This is a genomic window from Dactylosporangium sp. NPDC005572, from assembly GCF_040605515.1.
GTDB lineage: Bacteria > Actinomycetota > Actinomycetes > Mycobacteriales > Micromonosporaceae > Dactylosporangium.
In genome coordinates this window covers 35,779-50,107 of sequence record NZ_JBEXCY010000074.1, presented here as the reverse complement: position 1 = coordinate 50,107, position 14,329 = coordinate 35,779, and the positions used below count along the sequence as shown (strand labels likewise).

General features: G+C 70.5%; 15 protein-coding genes. 7 read left to right on the top strand and 8 right to left on the bottom strand.

Annotated elements, in window-relative coordinates; translation table 11 throughout:
- The first annotated feature begins 35 nt into the window (after window positions 1-35).
- The 3 genes from ABZS66_RS30390 to ABZS66_RS30380 are packed head-to-tail and all read left to right on the top strand — an operon-like array spanning window position 36 to window position 1,949.
- Entirely contained in the window at window positions 36-449 is a 414-nt protein-coding gene (locus ABZS66_RS30390; protein ID WP_354763592.1) for a RidA family protein, read from the top strand.
- On the top strand, window positions 442-960 hold the full coding sequence (locus tag ABZS66_RS30385) for a 3-hydroxyanthranilate 3,4-dioxygenase (RefSeq protein WP_354763588.1): 519 nt from the start codon (window positions 442-444) through the stop codon (window positions 958-960). Before ABZS66_RS30390 ends, ABZS66_RS30385 begins: the two co-directional genes overlap by 8 nt.
- On the top strand, window positions 957-1,949 hold the full coding sequence (locus ABZS66_RS30380; RefSeq protein WP_354763586.1) for an amidohydrolase family protein: 993 nt from the start codon (window positions 957-959) through the stop codon (window positions 1,947-1,949). The genes ABZS66_RS30385 and ABZS66_RS30380 overlap by 4 nt, the downstream gene beginning before the upstream one ends.
- A gap of 17 nt (window positions 1,950-1,966) precedes the next feature.
- On the opposite strand, the gene ABZS66_RS30375 is transcribed toward ABZS66_RS30380, so the two are convergent.
- The 8 genes from ABZS66_RS30375 to ABZS66_RS30340 are packed head-to-tail and all read right to left on the bottom strand — an operon-like array spanning window position 1,967 to window position 9,279.
- The gene (locus ABZS66_RS30375) at window positions 1,967-2,773 is read right to left on the bottom strand and encodes a class I SAM-dependent methyltransferase (protein ID WP_354763584.1); all 807 of its coding nucleotides are present in this window, start codon (window positions 2,771-2,773) and stop codon (window positions 1,967-1,969) included.
- Window positions 2,770-3,492: an ABC transporter permease gene (locus ABZS66_RS30370; RefSeq protein ID WP_354763582.1), complete on the bottom strand. Its 723-nt coding sequence runs from the start codon at window positions 3,490-3,492 to the stop codon at window positions 2,770-2,772. The genes ABZS66_RS30375 and ABZS66_RS30370 overlap by 4 nt, the downstream gene beginning before the upstream one ends.
- Before the next feature lies 1 nt (window position 3,493).
- Window positions 3,494-4,453 (bottom strand): ABC transporter ATP-binding protein, encoded by a 960-nt coding sequence (locus tag ABZS66_RS30365; protein WP_354763580.1) that lies wholly within the window; start codon window positions 4,451-4,453, stop codon window positions 3,494-3,496.
- Between the two features lie 15 nt (window positions 4,454-4,468).
- Entirely contained in the window at window positions 4,469-5,230 is a 762-nt protein-coding gene (locus ABZS66_RS30360) for a CPBP family intramembrane glutamic endopeptidase (protein ID WP_354763578.1), read from the bottom strand.
- Complete coding sequence (locus ABZS66_RS30355; RefSeq protein ID WP_354763576.1) at window positions 5,227-5,913, bottom strand: CPBP family intramembrane glutamic endopeptidase; 687 nt, start codon at window positions 5,911-5,913, stop codon at window positions 5,227-5,229. The genes ABZS66_RS30360 and ABZS66_RS30355 overlap by 4 nt, the downstream gene beginning before the upstream one ends.
- Window positions 5,888-7,243, bottom strand: a complete 1,356-nt coding sequence (locus ABZS66_RS30350; protein ID WP_354763574.1) for a YcaO-like family protein — start codon at window positions 7,241-7,243, stop codon at window positions 5,888-5,890. Before ABZS66_RS30350 ends, ABZS66_RS30355 begins: the two co-directional genes overlap by 26 nt.
- Entirely contained in the window at window positions 7,240-8,331 is a 1,092-nt protein-coding gene (locus tag ABZS66_RS30345; RefSeq protein WP_354763572.1) for a TOMM precursor leader peptide-binding protein, read from the bottom strand. The genes ABZS66_RS30350 and ABZS66_RS30345 overlap by 4 nt, the downstream gene beginning before the upstream one ends.
- Before the next feature lie 3 nt (window positions 8,332-8,334).
- Window positions 8,335-9,279 (bottom strand): SagB/ThcOx family dehydrogenase, encoded by a 945-nt coding sequence (locus ABZS66_RS30340; protein ID WP_354763570.1) that lies wholly within the window; start codon window positions 9,277-9,279, stop codon window positions 8,335-8,337.
- A 64-nt stretch (window positions 9,280-9,343) separates the two neighbouring features.
- Between ABZS66_RS30340 and ABZS66_RS30335 the strand changes: the two genes are divergently transcribed.
- The 4 genes from ABZS66_RS30335 (at window position 9,344) to ABZS66_RS30320 (ending at window position 14,321) form a co-directional block, all read left to right on the top strand.
- Entirely contained in the window at window positions 9,344-9,589 is a 246-nt protein-coding gene (locus ABZS66_RS30335) for a hypothetical protein (RefSeq protein WP_354763568.1), read from the top strand.
- Window positions 9,590-10,818: 1,229 nt separating this feature from the next.
- Complete coding sequence (locus ABZS66_RS30330; protein ID WP_354763566.1) at window positions 10,819-12,453, top strand: ABC transporter substrate-binding protein; 1,635 nt, start codon at window positions 10,819-10,821, stop codon at window positions 12,451-12,453.
- A complete protein-coding gene (locus tag ABZS66_RS30325; RefSeq protein ID WP_354763564.1) occupies window positions 12,454-13,464 on the top strand; it encodes an ABC transporter permease in 1,011 nt (336 codons plus the stop codon). It begins immediately after the preceding gene.
- Window positions 13,464-14,321, top strand: coding sequence for an ABC transporter permease (locus ABZS66_RS30320; protein WP_354763562.1), 858 nt, complete (start codon window positions 13,464-13,466; stop codon window positions 14,319-14,321). Before ABZS66_RS30325 ends, ABZS66_RS30320 begins: the two co-directional genes overlap by 1 nt.
- Window positions 14,322-14,329: the final 8 nt, after the last annotated feature.

Below are 14,329 nucleotides of genomic sequence, written 5' to 3'. Positions count from 1 at the left end.
GGCCTGGGCACCGCCTCCCTGCGGGCGCTGTCGTGATCGTCGAGGGCGCGGCCCGGCCGCGCGGCCGGTTCCCGCACGTGAAGGTCGCGGGTGGCTTCGCGTTCGTCTCCGGCACCTCGTCGCGCCGGCCCGACAACACCATCGCCGGGGCGTCGGTGGACGCGATGGGCACGACCAGCCTCGACATCCGCGAGCAGACGCGGGCCGTGCTGCGCAACATCGACGGCATCCTGGCCGCGGTCGGCGCGTCGCTCGCCGACGTGGTGCAGGTGACCACGTACCTGGTGAACATGAACGACTTCGGCGGCTACAACGAGGTCTACGGCGAGTTCTTCGACGAGACCGGACCAGCCCGCACGACCGTGGCGGTACACCAGCTGCCACACCCGCACCTGCTGATCGAGATCCAGGCCGTCGCGCTGATCCCCCGTGGAGGTGGAGATGACTGACATGTCCCCGGTGAGCTTTCCCGACTGGCTCGCCGAGAATCAGCACCTGCTCAAGCCGCCCGTCGGCAACAAGCAGCTGTTCCCGACCGGGTCGGACTTCATCGTGATGGTCGTCGGAGGGCCCAACCAGCGCACCGACTTCCACGTGGACCCGTACGAGGAGTTCTTCTACCAGATCAAGGGCAACATGCACCTCGACGTCATGACACCCGACGGCCCCGACACGGTGCACATCAAGGAGGGCGGGATGTGGCTGCTGCCCGGCAACATGCCCCACTCACCGCAGCGTGAGGCCGGCTCGATCGGCATCGTGGTGGAGCGGGTGCGCGAGGAGGGGACCCTGGAGAAGTTCCAGTGGTACTGCCCGTCGTGCGGGAACAAGGTGCACGAGGTCGAGCTGCAGGTCCGCGACATCGTGGTCGACCTGCCGCCGGTGTTCCAGGCGTTCTACGCGGACGAGCAGGCGCGGACCTGCACGCAGTGCGGCACCGTGCATCCGGGGAAAGGATGAGGGTCGACGTCCACACCCACCTGGTGCCGTTCGGCTGGCCGGACCTCGCGGCCGAGTGCGGCGGCACCGGGTGGCCGTGGCTGCGCGTCGACTCCGAGCGCGCGGCAATGATCATGGTGGGGTCCACCGAGTTCCGGCCGGTCGGCCCGGCGGCGTGGGACGCGCCGACGCGCCTGGAGGACATGGACGCCGACGGCGTCAACCTGCAGGTGATCTCGCCGACGCCGGTGTTCTTCTCCTACGAGCGTCCGGCCGCGCAGGCGGTCAAGGTCGCCCGGATCTTCAACGACCTGACGCTGAAGCTGGCCGCCGAGGGCGCGGGCCGGTTCGTGCCGTTCTGCCAGGTGCCGCTGCAGGACCCGGACGCGGCCTGCGCCGAGCTCGACCGCTGCCTGGCCAACGGGCACGCCGGCGTCGAGATCGGCAACCACGTCGGCGAGCGTGACCTCGACGATCCGGGCATCGTGTCGTTCCTGCAGCACTGCGCGGCGGTCGGCGCGCCGGTGTTCGTGCATCCGTGGGACATGCCGGCCGGACCGCGCCTGGACCGGTGGATGGCCCGCTGGCTGACCGGCATGCCCGCCGAGACCCACCTGTCGATCGTGGCGATGATCCTCGGCGGCGTCTTCGACGCGGTACCACCGTCGCTGCGCATCTGCTTCGCGCACGGCGGCGGCAGCTTCGCCTTCTGGCTCGGCCGGGCCGAGAACGCCTGGCATCGCCGCGGCGACGTGGTCCGGGGCCGCTCGGCCCACCCGCCGTCGCACTACGTCGACCGCTTCTCGGTCGACTCCGTCGTGTTCGACCCGGCCGCCCTGCGGCTGCTGGTCGAGACGCTGGGGGAGGACCGCGTCATGGTCGGCAGCGACTACCCGTACCCCCTGGGCGAGCGCCCGGTCGGTGCGGTGGTCGACCGGGCCGGCTTCCTGAGCGAGGCGCAGCGCGCGAAGCTGCTGGGTGCCAACGCACTGCGGTTCCTCGGACGTTGATCGGGTGCGCTCCCTGATCAGGAGTTGCCGGAGTCCGGCCGGTCGAGGGCGACGACGCCGTCGACGAGCGCACGGCTGGAGGTGCCGGGAGCGGGGCCGTACCTGGGTCGCGACGCCGGCAGGGCCCGGTAGCCCACCACCTGCCAGCCCGGTTCCTCCAGCGGGGCCAGTGAGTCCAGCCCGAAGAGCGTGAGTCCGCCCGGGACGCGCCGGGCGAGGGTCTGCATCTGTTCGGCGGAGCCCTCGCTGACGATGTCGGCGAGCCAGCGCACGACCGCGGGCCGGTCCGCGAGGGTGGTGGCCAACGCCGTGACCGCCGCGGTCGGCAGGTACACCAGCAGGCCCTCGGTGAGCACGATGACCTTGCCGGACCGTCCCGTCCCGTCCACCACGGCGGTCACCGCGGTCTCGTCGCGGGCGTCCAGGCCGACCCGGCGTACCGGACAGCCGGGTTGCCGGCCGTGCAGGGTCCGGTTCTTGAGGTCGACGACGCCCGGGTCGTCGGCCTCGACCAGTTCGCGGCATCCGGACAGCCGCATCCGGTACGGCCGCGTGCAGAAGCCGGCGCCGAGGTTCACCACCGCGGCCCCCGGCCAGCGGTCCAGCGCCTCGGCCAGCATCCGGTCGATGAGGACGGTACGGCCGACGACCTCGTCCAGTCCGGCGTCGGCGAGCCTCGCGACCTGTGCGGCCGCGCCGCTGGGCGCGAACAGCTCGGCGAGCGGGTCCGACAGCCGCGGACGGGGACGGCGGCTCTCCGCCGCCCGGCAGGCCGCCGCGGCGTACGCGGTGGCCTGCACGGTCCGGTCGACGACGGGGTTCACTCCCAGCGGAACAGCCGGGCGGCGCCGGCGGCGCAGATGACGATGGTGCCGCCCAGCACCGCGAGGGCGACGCCGATCGAGTCACCACGGTCGAGCCAGGCCCATTGCAACAACTCGATCGCGTACGTCAACGGGAGGGCGTCGCTGATCCTCCGCATCCAGTCGGGCATCAGCTCGAGCGGGACGGTGGCGCCGGTCAGGAAGATCATCGGGAAGTAGATCAGGTTGGCGATGACCAGCGCCGTCTGCTCGCTGCGGGCGATCGAGGCGATGAGCAGGCCGATACCGAACATGGCGGCGCCGGACAGCAGCGCGATGCCGGCGAACGCGAGCGGCCGGGCCGGTGCGTGCAGCCCGAACACGAGTGCGCCGACGACGATGAGCAGGCCGATGCCCAGCACGCAGATGACGATGTTGACCAGCAGCTGTGCGGTGAGGAACGCCGTGGGCCGGGCGGGGGTGGCCCGGAGCCGGCGCAGGAACCCGCGGGAGCGGTACTCGACCATGCCGAGCGGGAAGCTCATCAGCCCGGCGACGGCGAGGACGAGGCCGACGTAGGCGGGGACGGACACGTCGACGGTGCCGAGGCCGTCCCACAGATCCGACGGGTCGTTGCCGTAGATGCCGCCGAAGATGCCCAGCACCATGACCGGGAACGCGAGGCCGAAGAACAGCGGCGGGAAGTTCCGCAGCATCCGCTTCGACTCGAACGCCAGCACGCTAGGAAACATTCACGTTGTCCGCTTCGCTCGAGGCCGGTCCGGCGGCCTGTCCGGTCAGGTTCAGGTACGCGTCGTCGAGTGAGGGCGGCAGCACCCGCGGCGTGCGGCCCTGGTCGGCCAGCAGGCGGTCCACCTCCGCCCGGCGCGGCGGTCGCACGTCGAGGAGCAGCCGCTGCCCGGCCTGCTGTACCCGTACGCCGGCCCCGAGTGCGGTGAGGGCGTCGCGCAGCTCACGGTCACCACCGGCTCCGTCGAGCACGAGCCGGGCCGTGTCGCCGGCGTGGTCGCGGATCAGCTCGGTCGGCGTGCCGGTGGCGACGATGCGGCCCTTGAGCAGCACGGTGACCCGGTCGCAGAGGTACTCGACCTCCTCCATGTGATGCGAGGTGAGCACGATCGTGAGGCCCTCGTCGTTGCGGCGGCGCAGCTCGTCCCAGACCACGCGCCGGGCGGCGGGGTCCAGTCCGTTGGTGAGCTCGTCGAGGAAGACGACCTGCGGGTTGTTCAGCAGCGCCAGGACCAGCGACAGGCGCTGCTGCTGGCCGCCGGACAACTTGACGACCTGGCTGCGCCGCTGCTCGCTCAGGCCGTACCGGTCGAGCAGTTCGCGGTGATCTGCCGGGTCGGGGTAGAACGACGCGAAGAGCCGGCACATCTCCTCGACGGTGGCGCGGGGCGGGTAGACCAGCTGCTGGAGCTGGACGCCGGCGATGCGGGTCATCCGGGTCCGGTCGGCGGCGGGGTCGAAGCCGCCGACCCGGATCGTGCCGGTGGCGGGCTTCCGCAGCCCTTCCACGCACTCCAGCAACGAGGTCTTGCCGGCGCCGTTGGGACCGACCAGTCCCACGACCTGGCCTTTGGCGGCGCTCAGGTCGACGCCGTCGACGGCCGTCAGGTCACCGTAGCGGACGGTGATGTTCCGGGCGTCGACGAATGGTTCGGCTGCTTGTTCGGTCACCGGTATCGGGCCTCCTCATCGGGGCACTGCGGCCGCGACGGGTGCGGCCCGGCGCGCGCTGGTCTGGGTGTAGTAGGCGGCGAACGAGGCGTGCACCACGATCGCCGGGAGAACGCTGCCTTCGACGGCCACCAGCAGCCCGCACACCACCGCGAGCACGGCGCTGGACAGTGCGAGCACGGTGGCCTGCAGCGCTGTCTCGGTGAGCAGTACCTGGCCGGCGGTGAACACCGCGCCGCTGATCGCGATCGCCGCCCAGACCGGTGCGCCGGTGGCCAGCAGGCCGCCGAGGAACACGCCGCGGAAGAAGAACTCCTCGACCGCGGCGCTGGCCGCCGGGACGGCGTAGCGCCACAGCCGGGGCAGCGCCAGGATCTCGGTGATCCAGCGGACGCCGGTGACCGCGCCGGGCACGTCGATGCGCGGGCGCAGGGCGTAGAGGGTGGACATCGCGAACGCGGTCAGTGCGCTGGCGCCGACGGCGGTGAGCAGCAGCAGGCCGACGCCGTGCGGCGTGACGTGCCAGACGACCAGGCCGGCCAGGCTGACGTCGCCGGCATACATGACGACGACCGCTGCGAGCACGCCACCGGCCAGGTAGATCAGGGTGCCCAGGATCGGGAACACGTACCTGCCGGGGAGCCCGGTGCGGCCGGCGACCGCCATGCGGACCCGCTGGCGGGTGCGGTTGCGCCGGAAGGGCAGGCGGTACAGGGCGAGCCAGACCGCGGTGGCGACGGTGGCGGTCGCGGCGAACACCGCCGCATCACGGGTCACGCGCCCTCCCTGCGGGGCAGCACGGTGAGCACCACGATGTTCTGGACCGCGTGCGCCACCAGGGGCACCAGCACGTTGTGGCCGGCGAGCAGGTAGAGCAGGCCGAAGCCGACGCCGGTGAGGGTCTTCTGCGCGACGGTCATGGCGCCGAAGTACAGGTGGTTGAGGCCGTAGACGACGGCGGTGACCGCGAGCGCCGCCGCGGCCGGCCAGCCCAGGACATCGTCCAGCAGGTGCAGCGCCACGCCGCGGAACAGCACCTCCTCCGCGGCGGCGGCGCCGACCGAGGCGAGCACCACCCAGGCCGACCGGCCGCCCGCGAGACGGTGCAGCGCGATGCGGGCGAGCCGCCGGTGCCGGATCGCCACCAGCCCCGCGCCGGCGGCCCACTCCAGCACGGGCGCGATCGCTCCGAAGACGACGGCGGCGGCGTACCAGCGCCAGTCGACCGGCGAGGAGAGCTCCCATCGCATGGGCGCCAGCGTGGCCGCCAGCGCCGCCGTCGCGATCAGCGCCACGGCGAAGACCAGCTGCCCGGTCACGGCGCGGTCGAGGCGGCGCGGCGCCCAGCCGGGTGTGCCGGTGCCGCCGACCACGCCGGCGAGGGTCAGCCGGAACGCCTGCGCCGGGAACGCCGCGCAGAGCAGGACCAGCACACTAAGGCAGAGGGTGCGGGTGGTCATTCGTCACTCCGCCGTGCGCGAGCATGCGCGGATGGGCCTTGGGCGGCATTCCCGGCAGGCACATGCTCAGCAGTTCGGGGATGAGGACACGGACCACCTTCCAGTCGGTGTCGGCCAGTTCCGGAGGTGTGATGTCGAGGTAGGTCGCCCAGCGGCTCACCCCGGCCACCATCGCGATGAGCGACTCGAGCGTCGACGGCCCGGACAGCGGGGCGATCTCCGACAGCTTCACCGAGCCGCTGAACCGGTCGGCGACGATGGCACGCTTGTGCTCCGCGTCCTGCGGGCCGGCGTAGAACAGCACGTTGGAGTCGAGGTCCAGGTACGGCGAGGTGTTCGTCGCCGCGTGCACCGCGGTCGTGTCGAAGATGGCGCTGTACATGCCCAGGCCGAGGATGGCCGCGCTCTCCATCGCCCCGCGCAGCAGCGCCGAGCGCGGGTCCGCGTCGCCCTGCACCCCGAAGCTGAGCATCGGCAGCGCGTCGGTCTTGCGGTCCATGTACACACCGATGGTCGGCAACGGCAGATCGGGCCGGGTCAGGTGGATCGCCTTGACCCGGTAGTCGGAGTCCGGCCCGAGCCGCATCGTGTCCAGCACCCGCAGCGCGTCGTCATCGTCGATGACCACCGCCGGGGACGGGTTCGGGGTGTACCAGTTGAGGATGAACGAGTCGATCTGCACGGCCTCGATCAGCGCGTTGCGCAGTGCGTTCTCCAGGCTCACGTGTGCGGCCGTGCCGGTGGAGAACGACGGCGTGAACAGCAGGTCGCCGCGCGTGGCCGAGGTCGTGAAGCCGAGGAAGAACAGCTGCGCCGGGACCCAGAGGTCCTCGCCCGGCCGGGTCAGCGCCGGGCAGCGCACCCACGCGATGACGTCGTCCTCGGTCGGCGGCCGGTCGGCGTAGCGGTGCAGCCGCGAGCTGAGGATGCGCTGCTGCTCCGGGTCGAGGATGCCCAGGTACTCCAGCGGCAGGCACTCGCCCTCACGGGACAGTTCCCGGCGTGAGGCGTACCGGAAGTCGTGGTCGAACAGGCGGATGGCGACCATCGCGGCGTACCGCTCGACGCTCTCGCCCATCATCTTGATCATGGCCTCTTCCTGGTAGAGGCCGTAACCGCTCAGGTGATACTGCACCTGAAGGTGCGGGTCGTCCATGATCAGACGGTGATAGTGCGGCATGGTCGCGGTCATGGCGCGCATCTGCGGCTCGCCCGGGACGTCGGCGACGGCGACGAAGAACCCGGGCATGATGCCGGTCTGGTTCGCGCCCAGGTGCCGGTATCGCCTCAGCAGCCGCGTCATCGGCGGGTAGTGCGTCAGGCCGGTCACCGCAGCACCCCACCCACGATCCGGTCCACGGCCGCCCGGCTGTTGAAGTTGATCTCACGCACGCGCTGGCGGGAGACCTTGCCACAGGCCGGGCACGCGGGCATGCGCAGCAGGTCCTGCGTCTGGATCTCCAGCGTGGGCAGGTGCACGCTGAGCACCCGGCCCGACAGCCGCGACACCCCTACTGCCGCGTGCAGGTAGCCCTCGGTCAGCGCCATCGTGGTCACCAGGCTCATCATCGGCGCGTCCGCCGCGCGCGGCGCCGCGGCGCCGACCGGCGAGCGGGCGAAGTCGTGGTAGGACACGTGGTCCTCGAGCCGCGCCAGCGCCCGCTGCTCGAAACACTCGAAGCAGCCGGTGTGCGGGGACTTCATGCCCACCACGGACACGAACGGCCCGTCGATGAACGCACACACCCAGGGCACGTCACGGCTCTCGAGCACGCGGTTGATGTTGCGCAGCAGCGGCAACGACGGCCGCTGCAGGCACGTCACCAGCGCCGCCGAACCGGTCAGCGCCGGAATCAGGTCGGCCACGGCCTGCTCGGTGGCCAGCCCGTCGATACGGGAGGTGAGGTCGGCGGCCGCCAGGTGCTCCACCGTCTCGGGTGCGAGCGGTGCCAGCCGCAGTCGCATCCCCGCTGCCAGGTGCTCGGCCTGTGCCGTCGCCGCGGCGGAGTCCGACAGGAAGGCGACCTCACCGCTCGGCGGCTCACCGTCGCCGGGGTAGGGCGACACCATCCGGCCCAGCAGCGCCGCGGTCACCGCGTCCTGGCTGTCGCGGTCCCGGGCGGACACGAACATTCCCGCCTGGGCCAGGTCGGCGAAGAGGCGCTCGATGTTGGCCGACTCGATCGGCAGCAGCCCCGGATCCAGGTGGTCGGCGACGCGAACCGGCCCGGTCGCCGCCGCGCGCAGCGCGGCGCGGACGGTGGCCGCCACCGCCGGGGACTCGCGGCTGACGTCGATCACCGCTTCCTCGAAGTTCCAGACCCCGGTGCGGACGCGGAACCGCCCGGCCCCGTCCTCGACCAGGCGCGCCGTGCTCGCCAGCCGGTAGCCGTCCGCCACGTGCTCGTCTTCGCTCACTGCCTACTCTCCCTGCCCGACCATGGTGACGTGCACGACGTGGCTGCTCAGGCCGTCCAGGTCCAGCATCTTCTCGATGATCTGCTTGTCGTAGCCGCCCTGGTCGCATCCGGCCAGGCCGAGCGCGGTCCGGGCCAGGTGCAGGTTCTGCAGGATCGCGCCGACTTCGATGAGCCCGAACACGACACCGCCGTCGCCGTACTTGCGCGAGTTGTCGTAGAGGTTGTACACGAACGTCAGCGCGAACCCGCTGCGCTCCACGTCCAGATCGGGCGAGCGCAGCACCTGCGCCGCAGGCAGCTGCGGATGCGGCGCGACCGGCGCGAGCCCGTGGGCGTGCGGCAGGTACTCGTACGCGCCCGGTGCGAGCCCCGCGACGTTGAAGGCGTGGACGTACAGCGTCACCGGATACAGCCCGCCGCCCGACGCGACGGTGCGCAGCCGGATCACGCCGTGCGGGTCGGCCGGATTGCCGTAGGGCAGGCTTCCGGTGCTGCCCTGGCAGTGGAACAGCAACGCCGACAGGTCGGCCATCGAGATCGGCTCGCCGGTGAACGCGCGCGTGCTGCGCCGCTCGCTGACCACGGCGGTCAGGCCCGTGCGGATGGGCTTCGTGGCCGGCAGCTCGATGACGTCACGCAGGTCCTCTTCGAGGTCGGCGTGGCAGGACGACAGGACCGCATCCGCCTCGTAGAACCGGCCGATGCCCATCTGGAAGCCCAGCCGGGCGTTGTCCGTGCGGTAGTTGAGGAGCAGCTCCTCACCGGCGAAGGCGTCATCCCCGGTCGCCCATCGACCCCGCACCACAGAGTCTGGAGTGCGGACGACCGTGGATGACGAATAGATCGACACGATCGTGTGCTGCATCGCGAAGCTGCCGACCGCCCGGAGGTAGTCGTGGTCCTTGAGCGCTTCCTCGACTTCTTCCCTGGTGCGGCGGTAGGGCATCTCACTCCGATACGGATGCGCGGGAGGTGACCGGCTAGGGCCGGATCACCAGGAGCAGCAGCTGGTGCAGCAGCAGTTGCCGCCGCCGCAGGTGGTGGAGGCGCCCGGAGCGACCGTGACGGTCAGGCCGCCGGTGGCGGTGGTGCCGATCTGGCCGGAGAAGCTGAGCATGGCTGGTTCCCCTTCACTGGTTGGCGTGGTGTGGGTTGGCCACTACCACGAGCAGCAGCTGGTGCAGCAGCAGTTGCCGCCGCCGCAGGTGGTGGAGGCACCTCCCGACGACGAGATTTGCAACAGTCGATCACTTTGATCGGCCGTCGGGGCGCACATTAGCATATGGATTGTGGTGTATCCACCATCGCTTTACCAGGATGCTGCGCACGATATGCACGGCTGGACCCGCGGCTGGCTCCGGACACAACAATTCATTCGGCGTACACGATTCTGTGGTGTGCCTACGGCGACGGATCCCGGCTCGTCCGGGGCGGAAGTGGTCCGAATTCTGCGCCGGCGACGGGGTGGGTGACTCGATGAGTGCAGCCACCGGCGGCGGAGAACAAATAAGGAAAGGACACGGTCCCGTCCTGCGTGCTCCGCGACACGCGCCGAATTGCCCAGACCGGCCTGGCATCCGAGCACATCTATCTCCAACGAACAGTCTGCACGGCCTCCCGGTCGCACGCAAGACCCGGCGGCGTTGCGGCTGTGAGCGGGTCGCGAGGCGGGCACGGTCCGTCGCCGGATCGCCGGCCGCCGCTCACCGGCAGGACACCGGCGGTTTCCGGGGCCTGGCCGAGCCGCTCGTCGCGGACGACCACCCCGGCCGCCGGCGCAATGGGCTTCGATCCGTTTCGTCGACCTCGGCCTCCGTCGCTGTCGCACGCAATGGAGCGCACACTCGTGAGTGCCCTGAAACGACTCGTGCCGGAAATCGGCCGGGAACAATCACCGACGCGGTCCTGATGCACCGAAGAAAGGACCACTGCGAGCAATGTCGGGTAGTTGAGCAACGTCGTCCGTAACCTGGGCGTAACCAGGGCGATCTCCAGGGCGCGGCGGCGGTGGGGTTTGTTCGTCGATGCGGTCTGATTCGGTCGGTGATGGTGGCCGGGCAGCCGATGGTTGAAGAACCTGGGCCGTTTCCCGGCGCCGAGCGATGGTTGTGTGAGGAGTGATTTCGGAGTTGGCCAGCAGGCCCCTGAAATGGTCGCCGCTGTGGAGTCGGAAAAGCGCGAGGTATGCGGAAGGCCGACGGTGAACTAGCGAGGTGCAGCGCGCGAAGCTGCTGGGCGCCGGCGCACTGCGGCTCCCCGGACGCTGACGGGCGCCCGCGGACCCGCTGACCGCTGCCCCGGGCCGCTCAGACCGCGGTTTCGTGCTTGTGAAATCCCGTGAACAAACCTGATCCGAGGCATCCCCCGTACGGCCGGACAGTGCCGCCATGAGCAGTATCTTCGCTGTTCACTACGGGACGCATCTTGTTCACTGAACTCATGCCTGATAGAACATCGAGCAGGTCGGGCTAACAGAGGAGTGAACATGGCAGACTCTCCCCTTCTCTCCCGCCGCTCAGTACTCCAGCTCGGCGGCGTGGGCGCGCTTCTGCTCGCCACCGGCGCCTGCGCGAGCGGCAGCAAGAACAACCCTTCGTCGTCAGCCTCCGGCGGCGCCAAGTCGTCGACCCTGAAGATCGCGGTGTCCAGCTACATCAGCAGCTGGGACCAGGACTTCGTCGGCTTCGACCTGACCGCCCTGATGCTGTACAAGAACGTCTTCCCATACATGATCGACTACGGCGTGAAGACCGTCGGCGGCAGCCGGGTCCTCGACACGGAGAACGTCATGCCGACGTTCGCCGAGTCCTTCGAGCCGGACGCCGAGAAGAAGGTGTGGACGCTCAAGCTGCGCAAGGGTGTCAAGTTCCCCAGCGGCAACGAGCTCAAGGCCGCCGACGTGAAGTGGTCGAAGGACCGGGCGTTCGCCGCCAAGTCCAACGTCGCCGGCATCTACCGCACGATCGGACTCACCAAGCCCGAGCAGGTCGTCGTGGTCGACGACTACACGGTCGAGTTCCACCAGGACTTCCCGAGCGCGCTGACCAAACAGATCCAGGCCATCTCGCTGTACGTCTTCGACTCCGTCGAGGCGAAGAAGCACGCCACCGACGCGGACCCGTGGGCAAAGGAGTGGTTCGCCAAGAACCCGCCCACCGGCGGCTACTTCAACGTCACCAAGGCCACCCAGGGCCAGGAGATCGAGCTCACCGCGAACGACGCCTACCCGGGCCCGGACCCGGCCAAGACCAAGACGATCCGCATCTCGGTCGTGCCGGCCGCCGCCAACCAGCGGCTGCAGCTGCAGGCCGGCGACATCGACGTGGCGCTGGGCGCGAGCCCGCGTGACATCAAGGACCTCAAGAGCGCCTCCGGCATCACGGTGCTCTCGGCGGCCAGCAACTCGCAGGTCGCCATCCAGATGTCGACGACCACCGCGCCGTTCGACGACGTCAACGTGCGCAAGGCGCTGGCCTACGCCACGCCGTACGAGCAGATCATCAAGAACGTGTACGGCGGCGACGCCCGGGCGACGAAGAGCGTCGTGCCGCTGGACATGCCGGGATACTCCGAGAAGGGGTACCCGTACACGTACGACATCGACAAGGCCAAGGCGGCGCTCGCCGCGTCGGGCAAGACGTCGATCACCTCGGAGCTGGTCTTCCAGACCGACAACGACGAGCAGCAGCAGATCGCGGTGCTGGTGCAGAGCGAGGCCCGCAAGGCCGGCATCGAGCTCAAGCTGACCCCGCTCGACCCGGCGACGCTCGCCGACCGGCGCGGCAAGAAGAACATCCCGCTGCAGATCACGTCCGGCCAGCTGTGGGTCAACGACGTGGAGTACATGCTGGCGACGAGCTTCGTCCAGGGCGCCGCGCTCAACTACGCCAACTACACCAACCCGAAGATCGAGCAGATCTACCAGCAGTCGCACACCACCGTGGACACCGGCGCGCGCAACCAGCTCTGGGTCGAGGTGCAGGACACCATGGCGCAGGACGTGCCGTGGGTCGTGATCTGCCAGCCCAACTTCAACCTGCCGGTGCGCGAGTCGGTGGCCGGCTGGGTGCAGCCGATGGACGGCCTGGCCCGCCTGCGCTACCTGGGTGCGTCGGCGTAGATGCGCGTCCTCCGGTTCGTCGCCCGCCGGCTGCTCCAGCTCATTCCGGTCCTGCTCGGGGTGGTCGTGCTGACATTCCTGCTGGTCCGGGTGCTGCCCGGCGACCCGATCCGGACCATTCTCGGGCCCAACGCGACCGCCGCCGACGAGGCGGCGGCGCGGGCCCGATTCGGCCTCGACCGGCCGCTGTGGCGTCAGTTCACCGACTACCTCGGCGGCCTGTTCACCGGGGACTTCGGCACGTCCATCCAGAGTGGGCAGGCGGTCGGCGGCGAGATGGCGCTGCGGATCGGCCCCACCATGGAGCTGGTCGTGCTGGCGGTGGCGATCGCCATGGTGATCGCCACCGTCGTCGGCCTGTGGTCGGCCCGGCACGCGAACCGGGCCGGCGACCACGGCATCCGGGTGCTCGCGCTGATCGGCAACTCGATGCCGGAGTTCTGGCTCGGCCTGGTGCTGATCCTCGTCGGCTACGCCGGCCTGGGCTGGTTCCCGGCGCCGAGCGGCCGCGTCGACCCGGACACCGACCTCACCCCGGTCACCGGCGCCGACGCGCTCGACGCCCTGCTGACCGGCAACATGCCGGCGCTGACCTCGGCGCTGTGGCACCTGGTGCTGCCGGTGCTCACGCTCGTCATCGTGATCGTGGCCCCGCTGCTGCGCAGCGTGCGCGCGTCGGCCCTGGAGGTGCTGCGGTCCGAGCCGTACGCGGCGGCCGAGGCCCACGGACTGCCCGGCCGGCTGCTGCGCCGCGGCTACCTGGTGCGGGCGGCCCTGGTGCGCCTGCCGTCGCTGGCCGCCCTCGTCTTCGGCTTCTCCATCGGCTCGACGGTGCTCATCGAGTACGTCTACTCCTGGCAGGGCTTCGGCCAGTGGGCGCTGCGCGGCCTGCTCTACCGCGACTACCCGGTGGTACAGGCCTCGGTGCTGGTGATCGCGTTCTGCTACGTCGTGGTGTTCCTGATCGCCGACGTCGTGCACGCCATGCTCGACCCGAGGGTGAGGATCTGATGGCGCTGCTGCGCACCGGCCGGCGCCGGGAGAACCGCGACGGCCGCTTCGGCACCGTCCTGGTGGCCACCGGCGCCGGGATCCTGGCCGTCGTCGCGCTGGCCGTCTTGCTCGGCCCGCTGCTCACCGCGTGGGGGCCGAACGAGATCGACACGGACGCGCCCACCCTCGCCGAGCCCGGCGGCGCGCACCTGTTCGGCACCGACGTCAACGGCATGGACGTGTGGAGCCGGCTGCTGTACGCGGGCCGGGTCGACCTCGGCATCGCGGTCGCCGCGGTCGTCGTCGCCGTCGTGCTGGGCAGCCTCCTCGGCGTGGTCGCCGGCTACTTCGGCGGCTGGCTCGACGACGTCCTGATGCGCCTGACCGACATCTTCCAGGCGTTCCCCACGTTCATCCTCGCGCTCGCCGTCGCCGCCCTGCTGGGCAGCGGGCCGGTGAACCTGACCGTCGCGATCGCGCTGGTGAACGCGCCGGCCTATGCCCGCCTGGTGCGCGCCGAGGTCCGCACGATCCGCGACCTGACCTACGTCGACGCCGCGCGTACCTCCGGCGCCTCGACGATCGGGCTGCTCTGGCGGCACGTGCTGCCGAACAGCATCACCCCGGTGCGGGTGATCGCCCCGCTCAACTGCGGCTGGGCGATGCTCACCCTGGCCGGACTGTCGTTCCTCGGGCTGGGCATCCCGGTGCCCGACGCCGAGTGGGGCGCGATGATCAGCCTCGGTACCGGTGACGTGGTCGCCGGCCGGTGGTGGACCTCGGTGCCGCCCGGCATCGCACTGCTCGTCTGCGTCCTGGGCTTCAGCCTCCTCGGTGAGGGCCTGCAGGAGCGCGCCGACCGGGTCCGACGGTGAGGAGCCGC